The following is a 21,352-nucleotide window of genomic DNA, read 5'->3' on the forward strand; positions in this document are numbered from 1 at the left end:
TCTTTTTTAATATTGAATTTAAATATGGGTTCAATATACTTTTCATCATGTGGAAACCAAATGTAAATATTCATACGGCTCATAAAGCGACTACCCTCATGGATATCCTTAAAAAGGATATTCAGTCAGGGCGTCTTGTGTTGGGCGAACGTCTCCCGACCCAACAAAATCTTGCAGAATCTACTGGTATTGCCAAAAGTACAGTCGCCCGTGTTTATCAAGAAGCTCACGCAGAAAGTTTAATCAAAACCATCGTTGGACGAGGATCTTTTGTCGCGGGTAAAAGTGACCCTTTCTTTCAGGCCGTTGATCTGCAAGCAGATGAAACATTGGACCTTCGTCTTGATTATCCTATTGCCGAGCTTGGCATATCACTCTCAGAGACTTTAATCCAAATCGCAGAGGAAGATTGTTGCCACCTTCTAACCTATCAAGAACATGCTGGACGACTAGAGTGCCGAGAAGCAGGAGTAAGATGGCTTGCATTGAATGATGTCACATGCTCTGCTGAGGATATTGTTATGACAAGTGGGGCACAACATGCCTTAACCGTCTGCCTGTCGTCTGTCGCCAAGAGCGGAGATAGTGTGGTAGTGGAAGAACTCACTTACCCTGGCATAAGAGAAACCGCAGAAATGCTTGGTATCAACCTTATACCCGTTACGATGGACGATAACGGCATTAATCCTGACAGCCTGACGGAAATTTTGTTTGCTCATCGAAACATCAAAGCACTGTACAGCAGTCCTACCATTCAAAATCCGACAACCATATTCACACCAGAATATCGACGCATAGAAATTGGAGACATTTGCCATAAACATGGTATTTTTATTATTGAAGATGATATTCATAGGCTCTTTTCTGATGAACGTCCCGCGCCTTATGTGAATTTACTTCCTGAACTCACATTTTTCATTGCAGGTTTATCAAAAGCAGTTTGCGGGGGGTTAAGAGTTGCTTATGTTGTTCCCCCAGCGGCATTGTTCAAAACTGTAAAACGCAGAATCCTTGCCACCCATTGGACATTGCCACCGTTGATGGCAGAAATTGCCACACGCTGGATTAATGATGGCACGGCGATGACAACATTAAGCACTAAGAAAACAGAAGCCGAAATTCGGCATCGCTTGGCTTATAAAATAATTGGCGCCCCATTTATCAAAGAAAAAGCCGCAAGTTCTTATGTCTGGATTGATCTTCCATCAGAATGGACTGCTGAAATATTCATTAATGAAGCCTTTGAAAATAGGGTCGCAGTTTTGGGAGATGGGAGTTTCCGCGTAACACCTGAAGCTTTAAAACCGGGTATTCGTTTGTGTCTGGGCGCCGCACCTGACAGACAAAGACTGGAAACTGGTTTGATAAAAATAGCGGCAATGCTGAAAGATGGCCCTGGGGGAAGCTTCGGCATTATTTAATAAATAACAAGATGAAATTCCATTGCAAAATTCACTAATTGAGTTTTGCTTAACGGGCGACCTACGCCTTCTGAACAAAAGGATGTTAAATTATGACAGAAATAAATGATATAAACCAATATACGGCTTCTACAAGGTTGCTTTATGCAGATGAAGGTTTTTCAGATGAATGGAGCAGTTCTCCCCCCATTCACCAATCTGTAAGCGGGATTGCAAAAGACGCCGAAGAATTCGCGAAAATTTCATCTGCCCCTTTGGAAGAGCGCTTTTATGCGCGTCACGGCAACCCGACCAGCTCGAGGTTAGCAAAAGTCATTACTAATCTGGAAGGGGGAGAATGCGGCATTGCTTTTGCGGCTGGACAAGGGGCGACAACAACGGCCCTTATGACTTTTCTGAAAGCTGGGGATCATGTTATTGCCCAAAAAAATCATTATATGGGAACCTCTAAAATGGTCACTCAAATATTGCCAAAATACGGTGTTGAGGCAACAGTGGTTGATCAAAGGTCGGTACAAAATTTTGAAGAAGCCGTTAGGCCAAATACCAAACTTATTCTTCTGGAAACACCTGTTAATCCTTTAATGTATATTACGGATATCAAGGGAGTTTGTGATATTGCGCGGTCAAAGAATATCCTGACATTTTGTGATAATACTTTTGCGACCCCAATTAATCAGAGACCCATAGAACAGGGTGTCGATATTGTCATGCACAGTACGACCAAATATATCGGGGGGCATCATGATCTTTTGGGCGGTAGTCTCACCGCATCAAGGGAACTTTGCGAGCGCATCTGGGATATGAGTATGAATATAGGCGCTATTCCTGCCCCATTTAATTCATGGCTTGCTCTACGGGGCATTCGAACTTTGGGCTTACGTGTCAGGCAACAAAATGCTAATGCTCAAGCCATTTCAGAATTTATGGAAAATCATATAGCTGTGGGGCAAGTTTTTTATCCCGGTTTAAAATCTCACCTCCAACATCAATTGGCAAAAAGCCAAATGTCGGGCTTTGGAGGGGTACTCACATTTGATTTAAAGGGGGGATACGATGCGGGACGTAAATTTATTGAAAGAGTAAAATTAGCCCATAATGCTCCAAGTCTTGGTGGTGTTCATTCTGTTGTTGCTCAGCCTGCTGTGATGTTTGGTGGACGTTTAACCAGTGAGCTAGTCGAAGAGCAGGGCATAACACCAGGAATGGTGCGCATTGCTGTAGGTATTGAAGACACGACTGATTTACTGAATGACATTGAACAGGCCATCAAGTAAATAACGACACCATACAAAGGATACAATTACGTACATAAGCTTCGTTCCCCGTCGATATCCAGTTGACCTGCACCCAAAAAGTGGTCATACGTTTGGAGAGTAATCCTGCCTCCAGTCCACAATTGGTAGCTGACCTTAGCAGGAGAGCTCGATCATTAAAAGATTCAAACGGAGAAACCTTCTTTTGTTAGTGGGAGTGTCCGTACACGATAACCTGAAGCAGCATATATAGCATTACATATTGCGGGCGCCAACGGCGGCAAGGCAGGTTCGCCTGCCCCCGTAGGAGGATTGTCACTTTGAATAAAATGGACATCAACAGTTGGCGCATCAGGCATGCGCAGGAGGGGGTAAGTATCAAAATTTGACTGTTGTATCCGTCCGTTTTCTATGGTTATCTCCTGTCCTAACATCGTGCTAAAACCATCGATGACAGCGCCTTGGCACTGATTTTCAGCACCGCTTAAATTAACAACAGGACCCATATCAGCAGCAACAGTGACATTGTGAACCGTGATTTTCTTTGTCGCACTGACGCTGACCTCAGCTATTTCCGCCATATAACTCGCGTGGCTAAAGTGAAAGGCCAGCCCCAGCGCTCTTCCTGCGGGCAGCTGTTTACCCCAACCGGCTTTTTCAGCGGCCAGCTTGATGACAGCAGCGGCCCGACCAGTATTCAGTCCATACAGGCCTTTAGGCGGCAACCATTGAGGTTCCCCCATAATCTCAAGCAAGAACTCAAGATGATCCCTTCCCGCAGCAACCGCCATTTCATGGAGGAAGCTTTGAACAGCCCAGGCTGCCGTACATGACCATGGCGCACGCAATAGACCGCAGCGTGCCTTCAATGGTAACATTGACTGGTCTAGGCGAAAATTATTCAGAAGCTGCGCGGGGAATAGTTGGGAAGGCTGGCGCGGCGCACCAGCAATAACCGGTTTTTCTCCGTTGTTACTGAAGGTAATGAGGTGGTCTTGCAAGAAAGCAATCTTGCCTTCTTGATCAATCCCGCCTTTGAATGAATGAAAACCGCCTACGCGATAGAAATCATGCGCCATATCATCTTCACGGGTCCACTGCAGCTTAACCGGCGCATTGATATACTTGGAAATTGCCGCCGCTTCACAGGCCGGATCATTAACCAGCCGGCGGCCAAAACCACCGCCAGCCCGTGTCTGATGTATGGTTACCTTATCTTCTGTTATGCCAAGTGTATTGGCGACACTAATGAGGCCTCTGCTGGGTGATTGCGTGGGGGCCCAGACTTCAATTGCGCCATTATCGTACCATGCGGTGCAGTTTTGTGGCTCAAGGGTGGCGTGGGCCGCGAACTGAAAACTGTATAGTGCGTCAATGGATTTTGCCGAATCCGCCATTGCGGCATCGACATCGCCTTTTTCATATAATGTTTTTTCCGCAGGCTGGGTTTTTATAAGCTGCGCCTGTTTTATCAAACTACTCAAGCTATCCTTTGAGGCATTGCTTTCGTTCCATTTGACCTTTAGCTGTTTTTTTGCCTGGAATGCGGCCCAAGTGGTTGTTGCAACAATCGCAACGCCGGGCTTTAATTCCATCACATTGCCGTTTCCCGCCAATATAAAGGCATATTTCACACCAGGCAGTTTACGAACTTCATCCAGATTAGCACTGTCAACGCCCCCGCCCACAGCTGGACATTTTTCATAAACGGCATACAGCATACCAGGTAAGACCTGATCGATGCCAAACAGCGGTTGGCCCGTTACCATCGCGTGATTATCAACACCCACAATCCGTTTGCCGAGTATTTTGTAATCTTGCCTGTCTTTAAATTTTACTGCATTTTCCGGCGGAACAGCCAAGGCGGCAGCCTTGGTCGCAAGGTTACCATAAGATATTTTCTGACCCGTCTTGGCATGAAGGACATGACTATTTTCTGTCGTACATTCCTCTGCGGGCACACGCCATTCAATAGCCGCCGCTTCTATCAGCATATGGCGGGCCGTTGCACCTGCTGTTCGCATGGTGTTCCAGTTGGAAGCAACAGATCTGGAGCCACCAGCATTTTGCCGGCCAAATAGCATTTTATCAATGGGAGACTGCTCAACGGTCACATCGTCCCAGTCAGCATCCAGTTCTTCGGCAATAATCATCGGCAGGGCGGTTTTAATGCCCTGACCAATTTCCGGATTTTTAGAATAAATGAAAATTGAACCATCGGGCGCGATTCGAATATAGGTATTTAATTCTGGACGACCTTCTGAAGAGGCCGCTTTAGCCTTTCCATTCAGCCCGAATGCCAACACTAAACCCGCGCCAACCATGCCGGATACTTTAAGAAAAAATCGGCGATCCATTTTTATATTAACGGCTAACGACATATCTCCATTGGGGTCAAGTTTTTCGGAAAGAGGTTCAAGAGCGGAAGATACAGGGCTTGGGGATGATTTTTTCATGACTTGCCCCCCTTAGTTGATAGGCTGACTGCTGCGATATGTATGGCGGTTTTTATTCGGTTGTAGGTACCGCAGCGGCAATAGTTCCCCTCCATAGCGGCATCAATATCGGAATCACTGGGATTGGGGTTTTCGTCGAGTAAGGCCGCCGCAGACATGATTTGCCCGGCCTGACAATAACCACATTGGCCCACATCGGACGCAATCCATGCCTGTTGAAGGGCATGTAATGTTCCGTCTTTATTCGCCAAGCCTTCGATTGTAAGAATTTTTTCGCCTTCGACTTCCGAGACAGGAAAAGAGCATGAACGGACTGGTATTCCATCAAGATGAACGGTACAAGCACCGCACGCCGCGATACCGCATCCGTATTTTGTGCCAACTAAACCCAGCGTATCTCGCAAAATCCACAGAAGAGGTGTCGTGCCATCTACATCCTTCACAGCATGAGATTTTCCATTAATGTTAAGATTATAATCAGGCATTATCACTCTCCCTCACGTGTCCCGTTTAATCATCATCCTATAACTACGGGTAATATTTCATACACGTAATGAAATATCATTATGACATATCATTCAATTAATTTTCTGTAAAGGACACGTAAGTGCCTAGTGCCGAAATATTTTTATATATACTGACACAAATTTTTGAATTAACGGCCAATAGCGGATAATATAAATTTAATGGACGCGTCATGTTTCAATTCCGCCACCTGTTCTCACTTAAGCAGCTTCTCTTTCATAAATCAAGGGGCTTTCCCATTCCTACGCCGAATGTTTTCGGCGCAGATTATAGAAACCGTTTGTATATTCAAAGTTTGTCACTTCTGCCTGACGCCTTGTTTTTCAAAAGCCGCTAAATCGATTCTGCTTTGATCGTTTTAAAATATGTTTCAGCAGCCGCATTCATGCTTAGATTCATGTCAGTCCTTAACCGTTAGATGGATGATGGAAGTGCCTTCGCACGGCTTGTTGCGAAAGGATGATGTATTATCCGTCGGCCTCACCGGTTGAGGGATTAAATATTCTTAATTGTTCCGGTTCATGATCTTCATCAAATTCTTCCCTGTCCCCCTCTTCAAAACTTGCTCTTAAGTCGATCATATAGTCATCGATCGCCGCTTGGGAATCCTCTATGGATTAAAAGTTTCCAGTTCGTCACCTTCATGCCAGCAATTGATCCAGCCTTGACAGATAGTATCTGTTCTCACGTCATAGGGGTTTGTCATGATAGTTCCTTTCAAGGGAAAGGCCCCAGATAATATTAAGCTTTATCTGTGGCCCTAGGGGAGTTATTTATCTTCATCGCTTTTAGGGGCTCTGATGGTGATTTTTCCAAAAACCGGTACGGCATAAAGGACGATATTAATGCCGTACCGGTTTCTGGCAGCCGGCCTTATCAATGACATCACAATAACCATCATTCCCGTCATCCTAGGCAGTGGCATCCCCTTGTTTGCAAATCTTGGATCTGATATTCCGCTCAAGCATATCGAGACGAAGAATTACGACTTTGGGTTCGTTCAAGTGACATACGAAGTAGAAAAACCCATAATCCCATCATAGTCTAAAAGGCCACCTTATGAGGGTGACCTTTTAGACTTTTAACCAGCCCAGCGGAGACCATCTCCACTGGGTGAGCCATGGTTATGGAATTAGTGACATATGTCAAGAGCACAGATAAATTACCCTATTCTTCGGTTTTCAAAGAATTTGATAAATATGATGTTTTGCTGGAAGGAACTGTTGCTATTCTTTAGGAGCCGGAATGACTTCATCATTCTAATAATATTCAGAAGATTATTGGAATGATGAAGTCATAGTTCAGTCTTTCTCTTTGTCAATTTTGTTTTCCAAGGTTTCAGCCCTTTTCCATTTATGAAGAAGTTTGAAAAATCCAGTGGTGTTTTCAATGATTTCTCTGGCATCCTCTTCACTAAGAGGACGTTTTGATCTTGGCTGCCAAACTTCCAATGCCTCCTTAACCATAGCAGGTTTAAGGCTGTCATCAGCAGTAACTGACTCTACAGCCCTGCCATTTGCGGTTTTTCTATTCGGGGGTATTGGGTATATTTGTGACATGTCAATTCACATGGAGGTTACCGGCCAAACTCAGTGGCTGGGCTTTCCCCGACCTCAAGTTCCCGACGTGCCTTTTTGAAAGCGTGATCGCCTTCCAGAAAGGCGGCCACAATGAAAGGAATAAGCTCTTCTATAGGTTCTTTCATGCCGTAAGTGCTCTCATAAATTCGAGCATAGTCGCTCAGCATTTCATGGACATCCGCCTGTAACTGGCATGTAATTTTGACAGGCGTGCGTTTAGGTAGTTTGGCGAGTTTCAAAGGCATTAGTGTCTCTCCTTAATGGCTGTTAAAATAATGTCCTTATGAACAATGACCCGCAGAGGATATCCGGGCCGGATGGTAATGGTCGGCTGAATATTGATATTGCGTTCCACAATTCGTTGACCTGCACGGTTAATGGAATCCTGTGAACCTTGTTGTATGGCGCGGACCAGATCACTGTCGCCATCGAAGGCCAACTCAGAACCTATACTGAACAGGGTGGACAGGCCAATGCCCTTGATAAGCCGCCATGTGTGAAAATCCACCTGATCCTCAAGCCCGGCATATCCGGCGCGATCTGTAGCGGACAGATTATCGATCACAATGGAAGAGCCATCCGGAAAGATCAGTCGCTGCCAGACAACCAATGCCCGTTGTTGACCAAAGGCCACCACGGAATCATAACTTCCCATCAATCGCGCGCCTTGTGGGATAAGGAGATGATTGCCCGTCACCGTGTCATAAACCGGCTGCGTCACCTGTGCGATCACCTGGCCCGGCAAGTCAGAGTTGAGGCCCGTAATCAGACTTGCAGCAATAACGGTTCCCGCCATGACCTGATAGGGTGATAGGGGCGTTTGCATCTTGTAAGGGTTATAAATGGATGCATCCGGACCACGGGCTATAAAATCATTCTTTCTGGTTTGATCATTATCATTCTGAGGGGGTGATAGAGGGTCTTCGACTATGCCTGAAACATCCACAGTTTCCGGTAATATGGGTTCTGCATTACCGCCTGCCTCTTTTTGCGATAGCTGGAAAAACACGGATGATTCCCTTCCCTGCTGCGCACGCTGAGCGATACGAATGCGTTCCGCCCGTTCCATGTCGGTCACATGATCTGTCTGAAACGGTAACCTGCTGGAAATTGGGGCAACAGGCTCTAACCCGGCTCTCTGCTCCGCATCCAGCACCGCTGCCCCGAGCTCGCCAGGCAGCGGCGCTCCGAGAACAGGCGGCGTATAATCCCGGTAGCTATCCGGAAGGCTGACAAGCTCCTCCGGGGTTTGTTTGTGTTTGATATTATAAAGTTCCTTATCCGCGACAACCGTTGAGGATGGGGATTTAAGCGCATAGAATGTGGCAGCAAAGATCAGAATGATCCCTGTGGCTGACAGACCAATGAGAACACGGCGGTTTATGCGGGTGACAGGACGGGGGTTTGCCCGCAGGTTCAGCGTTTCCGGCACGATCTTCTCTTCAATAGCTTCTGTATCACCACTCATTTTCCGGACACTCCGGTACGACTGATACGGACCACCTGCTGCGGTCCTTCCCCGAGACGCAGTTCCGCAGCGGCAAATAACTGATCAACAATGTAATATCGCCCTTTCATACGGTAATTGACCAGCTCACTTTCGCCCGACGGCCCGACGACAAATAGAGGCGGTGCTTCGCCCTGGGCGATCCCCTGGGGAAATTCGATGTAGACTTTGCGGCCATCATCAAAAGCCCGTGCGGGACGCCATGGTGGCATATCACCAGTGATTTCATAGCGGAAGCGCAGACGATCAAGATTTATGCCCGTATCTATAGTCTGATTTTCAGAAACATTGGCTTCTCTGTTGCGACGGTTGAGAGAGGTCAACTCATCATGGGGATAACGCCAGGACAGTGAGGCCATATAGGTATTTTCAAAACTCTCCATTTCCAGATGATACGTACGGCGGTCCGTGGTGATGACCAGATTGGTTTTAAGGTTGGGGGCGACCGGCTTAACCAGAATATGAATCTGTGCTAAAGCCCCCTTCCCGCTTTTGGTATCGCCCAATACCCAGCTCACGGTATCCCCCGCTGAAACGGAGATCAGTTTCTCACCTTTCTGCAAGGTGATATCGCTGACCTGTTCCGGCGCGGCATACAACCGATACAATGCCCCCTCCGCAAAGGGATAACGCTGGATAGCATTGATATATCCATTTTTCTCCGGCTCAAGTCTTGCGGCCATGTTGGCTCTGTCAACCCGCTCAAGAGGATCAATAAGTTCCGGGGTCCGTTCGGCATGTTTCTCTACCGGCTTCAACTGACCGGGAAGCGGGAGTGGTTCGGCAACTGTAATGACTTCAGTCGACAAAGAAGGTTTAGCTTCAATAACCGCAGGCATAAAATCATCCGCGTCATAGAGAATAGACGGCTGTTCTTGCTTCGCTGCACAGCCGGATACAAATGCCATTATTACGATAAACAAACAGAGGGTTATTTTTGTCATTTTGCATTTCCTTTTACGTCAAGATCACGGGACCAGTTAAGGCCGTGAACATATAATCCCAGAGGGTTTTTGGTGATGGTGTCGACAGTGGCCGGTTTCTGAAAAATGATCGTCAATATGGCGGTATAGTTTTCAAGTTTCAGAAACGTCCCGTCCCGATAATGGCGCTCACGCCATTTGATCTGAAAGCTGTCGTCGGAAGCCCGGACAATGCTGGTTATTTCCACAGAGATTGACCGATGTCCCACATCGGCAAAAGGATCATTTTCCCGGGCAAATTCATTAAGCACCTGCACTGCGCGATCCGTGACATAATCGTAAGCCGACAGCCACTGTTCGCGCAGAACGACGGGATCAATGGAGACGGACCGAACCCGTTTGATAAATTCCGCCAGATGATAGGACAACTGGGCATCACTCGGCTGATAACTATCAGTGGCCGGGCCTATGGCACGCACTTCGCCCTGCTTATCGACCTCAATGATATAGGGGATGATATGGCTTTGCAGACTTTGCCATATGAGGGCTGTCGATAATATTCCCACCAAAGATAAACATGCAAAGGCCATTAACCGCCATCCCCGCGCCTGAACCCGCGCCGATCCGATGCGCTCATCCCAAACCTGAGCCGCTTTTTGATAGGGTGTTACGGCAACCGGCGTTTCGCCATATTTATTGATGGTGCGTTTAAACATTATTCGTCATCCTCCTTTAAGGTTGGGGTGTCTCCGGAAGCGGGCCGGTCGCCGTCACGTACCGTGTGAGCCGCCATAGCAGCGCCTTCCCGAATATGCTGATTGCGACGGATTTGCTCCGCCCATTTTGGCGCGCCATCTGATGTAGTTTCAGATCCTGGACTTGTTTCTGATGAAGATACATTGGATACCGCCTTTTTGAGGCTGTCCTGAACAGCCCCGGCTCCTGCTTTGACAACACCTGCCATACCGGCGGTAACGCCAGCCGCACCTTTGGCCCCCGACGCCGTGCGCGCCATATTATAAGAAGAGCTGGCACCCCCTGCCATGGCAGACCCGGCTTTAACCGCACTTGAAGCCGCCCCACCTGCCATCTTGGCGGCAGCGCCGCCTACCCCGACAGCGGCGGCAGCGCCGACACCTAATCCCAGGGCTGTCCCTGCGACGGCCCCGGCTCCCAGTTGAGGCGCACCGGAGATTAATCCCGCCGCAATGCCCGGACCAAATATCCCCAGCATAAATAACGCCATGGCCGCCAGTACTGTTGAAAGCGCCTGTTCCAAAGTGATGTGAGGTCCAGTAAAGGAGGCTGAGAATGACCCAAAGATGGTGGATCCTATGCCTACAATGATGGCAAGCACCATCAGTTTAATGCCTGCGGAAACCACATTGCCCAAAACTTTCTCTGCCAAAAAAGAGGTTTTATTCCACAAGGCAAATGGGACCAGAATAAATCCCGCCAATGCTGTTAGCTTGAATTCCAATATGGTAATGAACAGCTGAATGGCCAGAATGAAAAAGGCCAGTAAAACGACAATCCAGGCAAAAACCAAAACAAAGATCGTGACAAAGTTGGTAAAGAAGGCGACTGGCCCCACCAGCTTACCCATTTCAATCAATATCGGCATGGCGGCATCAAAGCCTGTGGCGGCAACAAAACCGGGCCGCATTAAATCCGATATGGTCAGAGTGGTGCTGGTGGCCTGCAGGCCTAATCCGGCAAAGCTGCTAAAAATCACATTGGAGAGAAAAGAGAAGTTATTTATGATATAGGCGAAGGTTCCAATATAGAGAACCTTTTTGATCAGGGCGGGAATGACCGACTTGTCTTCCGCCAAAGCCCAGAAAAGGCCCGCCAGCGTGATATCAATCCCGATCAGGATCGTTGTCAGGAAGGCCACATCCGGGGAAAGCAGGCCAAAGCCACTGTCGATGAAGGTGACAAATGTTAAGGTGAACTGGTCGATGATATTCAGATCATTCATGGTATTTCCTTTTTGCTCACGCCAGCACGGTCTGCGCCCGTAGGCTCCGCAGGGGCGCCAAATTATTGGCGGCGCACATATTTTAAATCTCTGGTCGGCTTGACTCGCTCTGCTCTGTTTTTCCTAGCGGGTATAAGCCGAACCATCGCCAAGAAAATGCTGAAACCGCGCCCGCGCCTGTTCTGTGAGGGCCAAAACACGCGCCTTCTCCAAGGCATCGGCACGGGCCGACGCCGCCATCAGGCTTTGAAGCTGCATGGTTTGTTTGGCGGCCAGGGCGGTGAGTTGATTACCGGCTTGGGCCACCTGCAAATTACCTCCTGCGCTCTGGCTTTCCATAATCAGGCGATCAAGGACAATTCTGTCGCTACGCACCTGCCCCATGACTTCTGCCTGCACATGGAGGGAATGCTGAAAACCTGATCGCGCTGCCTTCCAGGCATCCTGACCATCCTGCAAAATCCGTGTGCTTGTTGTGGCCGCCGCATATCTTTCCGGAAAGTAAGTTCGGTAATGGGCATCAATGGCAGTAATCTGATAGGCAAGACCATTAGCACTACGGATCAGAACATCCATCTGCAACAAAGACCTCTGTAAGTCGCCACCAATAGACATGGGCAGGCGGGTCAAATTCTGCGACTGGTTGAGCAGCATCTGCGCTTCATTGCGAAGCTGCCGGATCTGATTATTTACCTGCTGTAATGTCCGGGCGGCAGTCAAAAGATTTCTGCCGTAGTTTGTCGGATCAAAGACAATATCGCCAAATCCGAAAATGGCGTTTGCCGTATGGATCGGTGTCAGGCCAAGAATAAGGGCCATAAAGGCTGACAGAAGTTTATGTTTCATGAGATTGTTCCTTATGTGTGATGAGATCTGCCGCCCACGCGAGGCCTTTGGCTTTAAGATATCGGGCGGCAAAGCCTTGTCCTTCGCGGGAGAGATGATCCAGTATTTGCTGGTTTTCTTTTGGGGAAGCTGCGGCAAAGGCCAGTGCAACCGGCCCCAGTGCCAGATCAAACAGGCGGTTTCCCTGACGGCTTTGAAAATAATAATCCCGGGTCGGCTGAGCCTGGGCAATAATATCTATTTGCCGGGCGTTTAGGCCAAAAGCATCATAGACCTTGCGCTGTTGCGGTTCCTGCGCCCGCGCGTTAGGCAGGAATATGCGGCTGGGACAGCTTTCAATAATAGCGGGCGCAATGCTGCTGTTTGCGATATCGGACAGGGACTGGGTGGCAAAAATAACACTGACATTGCATTTGCGGAGAGTCTTCAGCCATTCCCGGATACGCCCAGAGAAATCCGGATCATCCAGAAACACCCAGGCTTCATCCAGAATAAGAAGGGTTGGCCTGCCATCAAACCTCTCATCCAGCCGGTGAAACAAATAGGTGAGCACCGGCAGCACCATGGCTTTGACATGCATCAGTTCTTCCATCTCAAAACACTGCACATCACTTAAAGACAGCTTGTCATCATCCGCATCGAGCAATCGGCCATGGGGACCGTTCAGGGTATAGGGCTGCAAAGCCTGACGTAGCGTATTTCTTTGCAGAAGAGCCACAAGTCCGGTTAATGTGCGCTCAAGAACAGGGGCCAGTGCCAGATTGCACAGTGCCGACCAGACGGCATCTTTCACCTCGGGCGTCACCTCTGTTTTTTCATGAGCCATCAGCCCGCAAACCCATTCCTGTGCCCATGACCTGTTGCCGGCATCATCTATTCGAGCCAGAGGCTGAAAAGCCAGATCACTTTCTCCCCCAAGATCAAACCATGTCCCGCCCATGCCGAGGGTTGCCGCCCGCGCCGATCCGCCTTTATCAAAAATATAAATCTGCGAACCTTTGTACCGGCGAAACTGCAAAGCAATCATGGCAAGCAGAACCGATTTTCCGGCACCTGTGGGACCAACGACGATTGTATGTCCCACGTCACCCTGATGCAGGTTGAGACGGAAGGGCGTCGCGCCGCCGGTTTCTGCCATCAGTAATGAAGGGCCGTTCAGATGTTTATTATAGTCCGGCCCGGCCCAGACAGCAGAAAGCGGCATCATATGGGCCAGATTTAAGGTGGAAATAATTGGCTGCCGGACATTGGCATAAAGATGGCCCGGCAAGCTGCCGAGCCAGGCATCAACCGCACCCACCGTCTCGCCAATGACGGCAAAACCCGCACTGCTGATGGTGCGCTCAACAATCCGCAGTTTTTCCTCAACGAGGGCTCTGTCTTCATCCCACAGGGTAATGGTTGCGGTAAAATATCCGTACGCCACATGATCGCCGCCCAGCTCCTGCAGGGCTTCATCGGCATCGGCGGCTTTATTGTCTGCGTCCGTATCCACCAGAGCCGACTGTTCATTGGTCATGACTTCTTTCAGAATGGCCGTGACGCTTTTACGCTTGGCAAACCACTGACGGCGGTATTTAGCAAGCGCGCGATTGGCCTCAGCTTTATCCATGGCAATGAAGCGCGTGGACCAGCGATAATCAAGCCCGAGGCCATTGAGCGCATCCAGAATGCCCGGTGTGGTGGAACCGGGAAACGAGAGAATGGTCAGTACTCGCAAATGGGCCTCGCCCAACATGGGCTCAAGTCCCCCTGTCAGGGCACAGTCGGCCAACACAGCATCCAGATACATCGGGGTTTCAGGCGGAATGATTGGATGTCTTTTAGTTGAAACCGTATCATGCAGGTAGGTCAGTGTCTCAGCATCATCCAATAGTTCAAATTCGGGCAGTGCGCTGGCAAATAGATCAAAAGCCCGGTCTGTCTGGGCGATGAATGCCTGCAGATGATCACGGGCATCAAAGGCACGTTTGTGACCGGGGGTTTCCAAAAACATATTTTCTGCATGGCTGGTACGATCCTCCGGCGGCAAATAGCACAGGGTCACATAAAATGACGTCTCATAATGAAGGCTCTCGGCTTCAAAAGCCCCGCGCCTCTCTTCATCAACCAGCCAGGAAGCCGCATCTGGAAAATCAGATTTTGGATAATCATTGATTTGATGACGGTCTGCTTCAAAGAACAAAGCCCATCCCGAGCCAAAACGCTTCAAGGCATCATTGACCCTGGCACTAATGATAAGCAACTCAGCCTGTGTCGCACTATCCAGATCAGGTCCGCGATAGCGGGCCGTTCGCTGGAAACTACCATCCTTATTGAGAATTACGCCGGGGGCGATAAGGGCAGCCCACGGCAGATAATCTGCAAGGCGTGACGGACGCTTTTGATATTCGCTTAGATTAAACATTACACCTCCAGATAATTTTTATGGCGAATATGACGCATCATGACGTCCATAAACTGGGGGTCTTTTTTGGCGGCAAGAACGGCGGCACTATGACCTGCCAGCCAGATCGCACCCCCTGCCAGCCAGAGCTGAAGACCAAGACCTATGGCGGCAGCGAGGGTGCCGTTAACAATGGCCACATTACGCGGCGCTCCGCCAAGCATGATCCGCTCCGTGAGCGAACGATGCAGTGGTATGATAAATCCCTGCTCCATTACACAACCGCTCCGCCGGAAAAGCTGAAGAAACTCAGGAAAAAGCTGGCGGCAGCAAAGGCGATGGACAGGCCGAAAACAATCTGGATGAGTTTACGAACCCCGCCGCTGCTCTCCCCAAAAGCCAAAGTAAGACCGGTTAAGGTAATCACCATGACCGCAATGATCCGGGCCACAGGACCTGTGATGGAATCCAATATGCTTTGCAAGGGGGCTTCCCACGGCAGGCCAGAACCTGCACCATGTACGGTGACAACACCAAGCATCAGGACAGTCATAATGGCCAGTGATTGTGTTACTGGTCTATTGAATGATGGGGTTAGTTTCTTCATATTTTGAGTTCCTTTTATGTGATCTATGATTTTGGTTCAGGGGGTAATTCTTCCGGTCTCCGAAGCCTGTAATCGCCGCCCGTGTCAAGGCCAGTAACCTCACGGATCTGATCCACCCGGCGGGCATCACCGCGACCTTTGATAAACAGAATGACATCCACCGCATCTGCAATCAGCCGTTTTGGAACGGAAATCACCGCCTCCTGAATAAGCTGTTCCAATCGGTAAAGTGCGGAGCTGGTGCCGTTGGCATGCAAGGTGGCAATGCCGCCGGGATGACCTGTGTTCCAGGCCTTCAGCATATCCAGCGCTTCCGGCCCCCGCACTTCACCGATGATAATCCGGTCGGGACGCAGCCGCATGGTTGACCGCACCAGATCTGACAGGCTGGCCACATCCGGCTTGGTGCGCAGCGACACCAGATCAGCCACCGGGCAATGGAGTTCACGGGTATCTTCAATGATGACGATCCGCTCCTCAAGGTCGGCAAGTTCTGCCAGTAACGCATTGGTGAGGGTGGTTTTACCGCTGGACGTCCCACCAACCACAAGAATGTTTTTCTTGTCCTCAACGGCGGATTTAAGATATCTGGCCTGCAGCGGGGTCATGATTTGTGCTTTGACATAATCGGCGAGCCTAAAGACAACCCCTGCCGGTTTACGGATGGCAAAACAGGGCGACGCCACCACAGGCGGCAACAGCCCCTCAAACCGCTCCCCGGTTTCTGGAAGTTCCGCCGATACGACCGGGAACATCTCATTACATTCAAGGTGGATATGACTTGCTACAAGGCGGATAATACGTTCAGCGTCAGCGGCCAGAATACCCCCTGCCCTGACCCGGCCTTCTCCGTGTTTGTCGAGCCAAAGCGCACCATCTGGATTGGCCATGACTTCGATGACAGACTTATCCGCCAGTGCATGACCTATGTTTGGTCCCATAGCCGTTTGCAACATAGCTCTTTGACGGCTGAGGGTGACTTTATGACGGCTCATCATCTGCCTCCAGATCCAACTTGAAGAAATCTTCTTCGCGCGGGGAAATCTCTTCTATGATGTCGTGAATGGTATTTTTGCCCTGTGCCATACGGCGGGCAACCCGGGTGATAAACTGGGCAAAACGCTCCCGCGCCTGCGCTTTGGCCGCCGCCTGATCGCTGACAGGCACCGGCGGCGTGATGGCCAATTGATAGTGAATGTACAGGGCGAGCGTTTCTGTCATAACCGACAGGTCCCGGTCAATCTTTCCCATCTGACGTGACAGGCGGTCAAAACGACGCAATACCAATGCTTCCCGTTTATCCTTATCGGCATCCAGAAAAGCCATCAGGGCAGCATGGCTCAGGTGGGAGACGGAAACCCCGCGCCGTTTGGCTTCCTGCCGAATGCGACTGTGATCATCGCCTAAATAAATATGAATGCGTTTATGTGTCATATTACATTCCAATTTCACGATCCGCATCGCGGGTCACTTCATGGGCGCGCTGTACGGGCGTAAGCTGTTTAAGAGGATCAGCGTCTTTAACGATAAGCTGATTATCCATGTCATCATCAAGCAGGCTGAAGACATCCTCTTCCAGATCCTGACCAAGGGACACCACCGTCTCATCAAGGTTTGGATGGCGGTTAAGGCCACCTTCCTCCATCTGATCAATAGTTTTATGATCTTCAATATTGCTGGGCCGCACATCAGATGGACAGATACGTCCAGACCAGTCATCCCCTCTCCGGGCCGGACAGTCCGCGTAACGACCGTCTGCGCGTAATTCCGGTGGGGACAGGACGCGGTCCGTAAAGTTGACATCCTCGTAATATTTGATTTTGTTGGCTTTGATAGGCGGATGCCCCGACAGCATGATAACCTCTTGCGTACTGGGAAGCTGCATCACTTCACCGGGTGTTAACAGCTGACGCATGGTTTCCTGCCGGGAGACCATCACATGGGACAGCCAAGGGGCAAGTCTGTGACCCGCATAGTTTTTCTGGGCACGGAGTTCCGTAGCATTGCCAAGACCGTCTGACACCCGCTTAGCTGTCCGTTCGTCATTGGTGGCAAACACCACCCGCACATGACAATTATCAAGAATGCTATTATGTTCGGAATAGGCTTTATCGATCTGGTTCAGCGACTGGGCAATGAGGAAAGCCCGAATGCCATACCCCGCCATAAAGGCCAGAGCACTTTCAAAGAAATCCAGCCGTCCCAGAGCCGGAAACTCATCAAGCATCATAAGGAGTTTATGCTTGCGGCCTGCATCGCCGTCCAAATTTACGGCAAGTTTTTCTGTCAGACTTCGGCCAATCTGATTAAGGATCAGCCGCACAAGTGGTTTGGTTCGGGAAATATCTGATGGTGGCACCACCAGATAGAGTGATACGGGGTTTTCACCTTCCATCAGGTCCGCTATCCGCCAATCACAGGCTGATGTCACCGTTGCCACTGTCGGGTCGCGGTAAAGCCCCAGAAACGACATGGCAGTAGACAAGACGCCGGAACGTTCATTTTCTGATTTATTGAGAAGTTCACGGGCGGCAGACGCGATGACCGGGTGAACCTTATGCCCATGATATTTTGGTCCACCGCCCAGATGATTGGTGGCCATCATATCTTTCAAGGTCCGCTCAAAGGGCTTGTCCGGGTCGCTCAAGAAACTGGCCACCCGCGCCAGAGTTTTTTCTTGTTCCGCATAGAGCACATGCAGGATCACCCCGACTAGCAAGGCATGGGAGGTTTTTTCCCAATGGTTGCGTTTTTCCAGAGAGCCTTCGGGGTCAACCAGAATGTCTGCGATATTCTGCACGTCGCGCACTTCATGGGTTCCCTTTCGCACTTCCAGCAGAGGATTGAATTTGGCAGATTGAGGGTCTGTGGGATTGAAATACAGGCAGTGGGAGAATTTTGACCGCCATCCGGCTGTCAGCTGCCAGTTCTCGCCCTTGATGTCGTGAATGACGGCACTATCTGTCCAACTGAGCAATGTGGGGATCACAAGACCCACCCCTTTACCGGACCGGGTCGGGGCAAAAGCCATCACATGCTCCGGCCCATCATGACGGAGGTAATTTTTACCATGCCGTCCGAGAAAAACACCTTCTGATTTGAAAAGCCGCGCCTCCCGGATCTCTTCCGGTCGCGCCCAGCGAGCTGAGCCATAAGTGGTGACATGTTTGTCCTGCCTTGCGCGCCACAGAGATCCGAGAACCGCGATAATGATCCCAAACAAACCCCCACCGGCTGCCAGCATGCCCGCCTTGTTAAAAACCTCTGGCGCATATGCATCGTAGGCATACCACCATTGGTACAGCCGGTGAGGAAAATAGACCGGCAGGTCATCAACGATAAACCATGCCGGTCCAAGCATAGTCTGATAGCCCAGCATATGAGCCGCCCACCCAGTCGCACTCCAGGTGGTCAGGAGAACGACAGCAAACACGAGGACGATCTGGCCTATCAGAAATTTTGTCGGGGTCATTTTTACGCCTTTCAAAGCACAGGAAATGCCCCGTGCTCTGCTTCAAGAAAGCCGCTAAATGTGGAGTGATGTCAAGGAGAAAAATTTGCTAACATATTGATATAACTAATGTTTAACCATTCAAAATAGTTCAATAATGTTGAGGGAAGTTTTGGGGTATTTAGTCACGTTTAAAAAAAGTTGCCGCAGATTGAACTTTTGATAGGTTTATTGCACAGTTGAGAGTATCGATAGAAACTTTTTTTGAGAATCACATTAAAAAATTACCAATTAACCCCTTTCACGATATTCTAGAAATAGAAAACCCTAGAAAGATGTATAAAAGGCACAGAAATCTTTTGTTTAAATTTAAATATTGTTCGTCAGTAGTGGATTTCGGTATTGAAAGCTCAACAATTAAGAGTTCTATCCTTAAAGTACGGATTTAAGCAGCTACGTTAAGTGGGGATTTTTGATCAGGGATTGTCATTTTATCTTTAAAAATCATTACTTCAGTGCCTTTATATTTTAATTGAGCACTATAGTTAAGAGAAAATTCTAATTGACGTCTTTTCTTATATAATTTACATATTTCTGGGGCGTTATCATATGAAACTAACCAAGTCTGTTTGATGCCACTTTGGATTAAACCAGCTATTTTCTTATGGTCATCAGGATTGTAATGATTTTGATATAGTCCTTGGCCTTTAACAAAATAAGGAGGGTCAAAATAAACTAGACTTTTCTTAGGCATAGTTGGTAAAAGTATACTCACAAAATCCGAAGCATCCAACTGTGTCAAAGATATCCGATGTGTTAATTTTTGGATTTCCTTAATCCTACCTATCAAGCCGGGCTTATTAAATCTGGCATCAATTTTCCAATTTCCAGTTTGTTGTTTACCTCCAATGACGCCACCATTGAAAATAATTCCAGACCTATTTGTTCTATTCAGAAAGAAAGTAGCGAAACCAAGCTCTAAAATTGAATAATTAGAAGGATTTTCTATAATCTCTTTTTGAAGGAACCAATTTTCCATATTAACTTGGGTGTCGGAAATTAAGCTGCACAGTTCATCAGGTTGGTGTAACACTGAATGCCAAAATGCATAAATGGCCCCGTTTAAATCATTTAGATGAATGTGACTTACTTGCTGAGTGACTAGCAATTCTATGGCGATTCCTGCTCCACCAGCGTATGGTTCTATGTATGATCCTCCTTGTAGGTCGTTTAACTTCATTACTTGCGCAATGTAATTTGTTAAACGGCCTTTTCCTCCCGGATACCGAAGTGGAGTATAGAATTTTGACATATGTACCTCAAGGTTATATCTTTTTTGCATTTTTGGCATAGAAATGTCAATACTGCCAGCAAAAAAATTATGAGGCTAATAATTCAAGTTTTTCATTTACCCAAGAAATAATACTCTCAAAATCATTTACGCGCTCAATAAGTATCTCTTTTTTTGAATTCATATTACTTCTATATACTTGATCTACATAAAAGGGTATGCGGTCTCTATAAAAAATAAGATTCCCCAGTGAACCTCCACATAGGTACTCCAATCTTTCTGCACGTGTTTCTCCATTTTGTGGTTCAATACAAAATGGAATGAATAGTCCTGTCGCAATATTTTCCCTTGACGAAAAATCGCTTTCAAGCCAGTAAGTCAATTTAGCAAGGATACTGTTTCGAAGGGGTTTTGATGTCCAATTTTCACCTGAAGCGACTTGGCTAACTAAAAACATTTTATTGGGTAAATTGTCATTGGTAGGTATCCATGACACAATATCAATTTCAAAGTCCTTGACTCTTTTTGGAGCTGCTGCATGGGGGTTTTTTGCAAACTTTGCCCCGTCCGCAGTATAAAGACATAAGCGTTTTAATGCATCAGGAAAATTTGATTGGTCTTGTCGAGGCCAACCAAATGATATTGACGAGCCATTAATATAGCCACTGGCTGCAATCGTACTAATGACCTGAAATAATTCTCTTGCTGGATCATTATTCTTAAGTTTTAGAAATTGTGTTCCCTCAATAGCATCCGTATCTTTGGCATGAGACAAAAATAAACACAATAGGTAAGCATAATTACCCTGATTAAGTTCGGCGGTTAAATCCTTCAATCGGATTTCTTTTCTGGATAGGATAAATGGATATGAATTGCCAAGACTATTGGAACGTTTAGTAATTTCCTCAATCCAGTCTAAAATATTTTCTTCTTGCTCGGTATCAATTTTTTCATAATTAGAACTTGCGGCATCACCTTCATCGTCTTGCATGCGATGTAATTGAGAAAATCTAAACCGTTTAAATTCTGACTGGAGAACTTTTAGCTCAATCCAGTCAGCAATGTCATTAATTGATGATTTCGAGGAAATAGAAGGCTTAACAAAGGCCATAAATTATAATC

General features: G+C 48.0%; 19 protein-coding genes and 1 pseudogene. 2 read left to right on the top strand and 18 right to left on the bottom strand.

What is annotated here, in order from left to right:
* Positions 1-98 precede the first annotated feature (98 nt).
* Together FIV45_RS10070 and FIV45_RS10075 are read left to right on the top strand one after the other, a co-directional pair.
* The gene (locus FIV45_RS10070; RefSeq protein ID WP_165777094.1) at positions 99-1,421 is read left to right on the top strand and encodes an aminotransferase-like domain-containing protein; all 1,323 of its coding nucleotides are present in this window, start codon (positions 99-101) and stop codon (positions 1,419-1,421) included.
* Between the two features lie 92 nt (positions 1,422-1,513).
* On the top strand, positions 1,514-2,698 hold the full coding sequence (locus tag FIV45_RS10075; RefSeq protein ID WP_139932329.1) for a trans-sulfuration enzyme family protein: 1,185 nt from the start codon (positions 1,514-1,516) through the stop codon (positions 2,696-2,698).
* A 164-nt stretch (positions 2,699-2,862) separates the two neighbouring features.
* Here FIV45_RS10075 and FIV45_RS10080 read toward each other — a convergent pair whose 3' ends face one another.
* The 18 genes and pseudogenes from FIV45_RS10080 to FIV45_RS10165 all read right to left on the bottom strand — a co-directional run bounded on the left by FIV45_RS10080 (position 2,863) and on the right by FIV45_RS10165 (position 21,341).
* Entirely contained in the window at positions 2,863-5,133 is a 2,271-nt protein-coding gene (locus FIV45_RS10080) for a xanthine dehydrogenase family protein molybdopterin-binding subunit (protein ID WP_204601934.1), read from the bottom strand.
* Positions 5,130-5,618 (bottom strand): (2Fe-2S)-binding protein, encoded by a 489-nt coding sequence (locus FIV45_RS10085; protein WP_099470722.1) that lies wholly within the window; start codon positions 5,616-5,618, stop codon positions 5,130-5,132. Before FIV45_RS10085 ends, FIV45_RS10080 begins: the two co-directional genes overlap by 4 nt.
* A gap of 282 nt (positions 5,619-5,900) precedes the next feature.
* Positions 5,901-6,042 (bottom strand): annotated as a pseudogene (locus FIV45_RS18710) (IS3 family transposase); the annotation flags it as partial.
* 917 nt (positions 6,043-6,959) lie between these two features.
* On the bottom strand, positions 6,960-7,217 hold the full coding sequence (locus FIV45_RS10095) for a hypothetical protein (protein WP_099470724.1): 258 nt from the start codon (positions 7,215-7,217) through the stop codon (positions 6,960-6,962).
* Between the two features lie 17 nt (positions 7,218-7,234).
* Positions 7,235-7,483 (bottom strand): DUF2274 domain-containing protein, encoded by a 249-nt coding sequence (locus FIV45_RS10100; protein WP_099470725.1) that lies wholly within the window; start codon positions 7,481-7,483, stop codon positions 7,235-7,237.
* Positions 7,483-8,706, bottom strand: a complete 1,224-nt coding sequence (locus tag FIV45_RS10105) for a TraB/TrbI/VirB10 family type IV secretion system protein (protein ID WP_099470726.1) — start codon at positions 8,704-8,706, stop codon at positions 7,483-7,485. The genes FIV45_RS10100 and FIV45_RS10105 overlap by 1 nt, the downstream gene beginning before the upstream one ends.
* Positions 8,703-9,689 carry a P-type conjugative transfer protein TrbG gene (gene trbG / locus FIV45_RS10110; RefSeq protein WP_099470727.1) on the bottom strand — a complete coding sequence of 329 codons (987 nt, stop codon included), beginning with the start codon at positions 9,687-9,689 and terminating at the stop codon, positions 8,703-8,705. The genes FIV45_RS10105 and trbG overlap by 4 nt, the downstream gene beginning before the upstream one ends.
* Positions 9,686-10,384: a conjugal transfer protein TrbF gene (gene trbF / locus FIV45_RS10115; RefSeq protein ID WP_412973713.1), complete on the bottom strand. Its 699-nt coding sequence runs from the start codon at positions 10,382-10,384 to the stop codon at positions 9,686-9,688. Before trbF ends, trbG begins: the two co-directional genes overlap by 4 nt.
* On the bottom strand, positions 10,384-11,649 hold the full coding sequence (gene trbL / locus FIV45_RS10120; RefSeq protein ID WP_099470729.1) for a P-type conjugative transfer protein TrbL: 1,266 nt from the start codon (positions 11,647-11,649) through the stop codon (positions 10,384-10,386). Before trbL ends, trbF begins: the two co-directional genes overlap by 1 nt.
* A gap of 123 nt (positions 11,650-11,772) precedes the next feature.
* Positions 11,773-12,495, bottom strand: a complete 723-nt coding sequence (trbJ, locus tag FIV45_RS10125; RefSeq protein ID WP_099470730.1) for a P-type conjugative transfer protein TrbJ — start codon at positions 12,493-12,495, stop codon at positions 11,773-11,775.
* Complete coding sequence (trbE, locus tag FIV45_RS10130; protein ID WP_099470731.1) at positions 12,485-14,902, bottom strand: conjugal transfer protein TrbE; 2,418 nt, start codon at positions 14,900-14,902, stop codon at positions 12,485-12,487. The genes trbJ and trbE overlap by 11 nt, the downstream gene beginning before the upstream one ends.
* Positions 14,902-15,156, bottom strand: coding sequence for a VirB3 family type IV secretion system protein (locus FIV45_RS10135; RefSeq protein ID WP_099470732.1), 255 nt, complete (start codon positions 15,154-15,156; stop codon positions 14,902-14,904). The genes trbE and FIV45_RS10135 overlap by 1 nt, the downstream gene beginning before the upstream one ends.
* A complete protein-coding gene (locus FIV45_RS10140; RefSeq protein WP_099470733.1) occupies positions 15,156-15,488 on the bottom strand; it encodes a TrbC/VirB2 family type IV secretion system protein in 333 nt (110 codons plus the stop codon). The genes FIV45_RS10135 and FIV45_RS10140 overlap by 1 nt, the downstream gene beginning before the upstream one ends.
* A 23-nt stretch (positions 15,489-15,511) precedes the next feature.
* Positions 15,512-16,483 carry a P-type conjugative transfer ATPase TrbB gene (gene trbB, locus FIV45_RS10145; RefSeq protein WP_235868113.1) on the bottom strand — a complete coding sequence of 324 codons (972 nt, stop codon included), beginning with the start codon at positions 16,481-16,483 and terminating at the stop codon, positions 15,512-15,514.
* Positions 16,470-16,922: a CopG family transcriptional regulator gene (locus tag FIV45_RS10150; protein ID WP_099470734.1), complete on the bottom strand. Its 453-nt coding sequence runs from the start codon at positions 16,920-16,922 to the stop codon at positions 16,470-16,472. The genes trbB and FIV45_RS10150 overlap by 14 nt, the downstream gene beginning before the upstream one ends.
* A gap of 1 nt (position 16,923) precedes the next feature.
* Positions 16,924-18,960, bottom strand: coding sequence for a conjugal transfer protein TraG (locus tag FIV45_RS10155; RefSeq protein WP_099470735.1), 2,037 nt, complete (start codon positions 18,958-18,960; stop codon positions 16,924-16,926).
* A 424-nt stretch (positions 18,961-19,384) separates the two neighbouring features.
* The gene (locus FIV45_RS10160) at positions 19,385-20,290 is read right to left on the bottom strand and encodes a DNA adenine methylase (RefSeq protein ID WP_204601938.1); all 906 of its coding nucleotides are present in this window, start codon (positions 20,288-20,290) and stop codon (positions 19,385-19,387) included.
* Positions 20,291-20,318: 28 nt separating this feature from the next.
* Positions 20,319-21,341 carry a hypothetical protein gene (locus FIV45_RS10165; protein ID WP_099470736.1) on the bottom strand — a complete coding sequence of 341 codons (1,023 nt, stop codon included), beginning with the start codon at positions 21,339-21,341 and terminating at the stop codon, positions 20,319-20,321.
* Between the last annotated feature and the right edge of the window lie 11 nt (positions 21,342-21,352).

Origin of the sequence: Paremcibacter congregatus, assembly GCF_006385135.1 — a bacterium.
Taxonomy (GTDB): Bacteria; Pseudomonadota; Alphaproteobacteria; order Sphingomonadales; family Emcibacteraceae; genus Paremcibacter; species Paremcibacter congregatus.

Coding starts and splice junctions, on each gene's coding strand:
- FIV45_RS10070 (WP_165777094.1), top strand. CDS start 99: ATGGATATCCTTAAAAAGGATATTCAGTCAGGGCGTCTTGTGTTGGGC.
- FIV45_RS10075 (WP_139932329.1), top strand. CDS start 1,514: ATGACAGAAATAAATGATATAAACCAATATACGGCTTCTACAAGGTTG.
- FIV45_RS10080 (WP_204601934.1), bottom strand. CDS start 5,133: ATGAAAAAATCATCCCCAAGCCCTGTATCTTCCGCTCTTGAACCTCTT.
- FIV45_RS10085 (WP_099470722.1), bottom strand. CDS start 5,618: ATGCCTGATTATAATCTTAACATTAATGGAAAATCTCATGCTGTGAAG.
- FIV45_RS10095 (WP_099470724.1), bottom strand. CDS start 7,217: ATGTCACAAATATACCCAATACCCCCGAATAGAAAAACCGCAAATGGC.
- FIV45_RS10100 (WP_099470725.1), bottom strand. CDS start 7,483: ATGCCTTTGAAACTCGCCAAACTACCTAAACGCACGCCTGTCAAAATT.
- FIV45_RS10105 (WP_099470726.1), bottom strand. CDS start 8,706: ATGAGTGGTGATACAGAAGCTATTGAAGAGAAGATCGTGCCGGAAACG.
- trbG (WP_099470727.1), bottom strand. CDS start 9,689: ATGACAAAAATAACCCTCTGTTTGTTTATCGTAATAATGGCATTTGTA.
- trbF (WP_412973713.1), bottom strand. CDS start 10,384: ATGTTTAAACGCACCATCAATAAATATGGCGAAACGCCGGTTGCCGTA.
- trbL (WP_099470729.1), bottom strand. CDS start 11,649: ATGAATGATCTGAATATCATCGACCAGTTCACCTTAACATTTGTCACC.
- trbJ (WP_099470730.1), bottom strand. CDS start 12,495: ATGAAACATAAACTTCTGTCAGCCTTTATGGCCCTTATTCTTGGCCTG.
- trbE (WP_099470731.1), bottom strand. CDS start 14,902: ATGTTTAATCTAAGCGAATATCAAAAGCGTCCGTCACGCCTTGCAGAT.
- FIV45_RS10135 (WP_099470732.1), bottom strand. CDS start 15,156: ATGGAGCAGGGATTTATCATACCACTGCATCGTTCGCTCACGGAGCGG.
- FIV45_RS10140 (WP_099470733.1), bottom strand. CDS start 15,488: ATGAAGAAACTAACCCCATCATTCAATAGACCAGTAACACAATCACTG.
- trbB (WP_235868113.1), bottom strand. CDS start 16,483: ATGAGCCGTCATAAAGTCACCCTCAGCCGTCAAAGAGCTATGTTGCAA.
- FIV45_RS10150 (WP_099470734.1), bottom strand. CDS start 16,922: ATGACACATAAACGCATTCATATTTATTTAGGCGATGATCACAGTCGC.
- FIV45_RS10155 (WP_099470735.1), bottom strand. CDS start 18,960: ATGACCCCGACAAAATTTCTGATAGGCCAGATCGTCCTCGTGTTTGCT.
- FIV45_RS10160 (WP_204601938.1), bottom strand. CDS start 20,290: ATGCCAAAAATGCAAAAAAGATATAACCTTGAGGTACATATGTCAAAA.
- FIV45_RS10165 (WP_099470736.1), bottom strand. CDS start 21,341: ATGGCCTTTGTTAAGCCTTCTATTTCCTCGAAATCATCAATTAATGAC.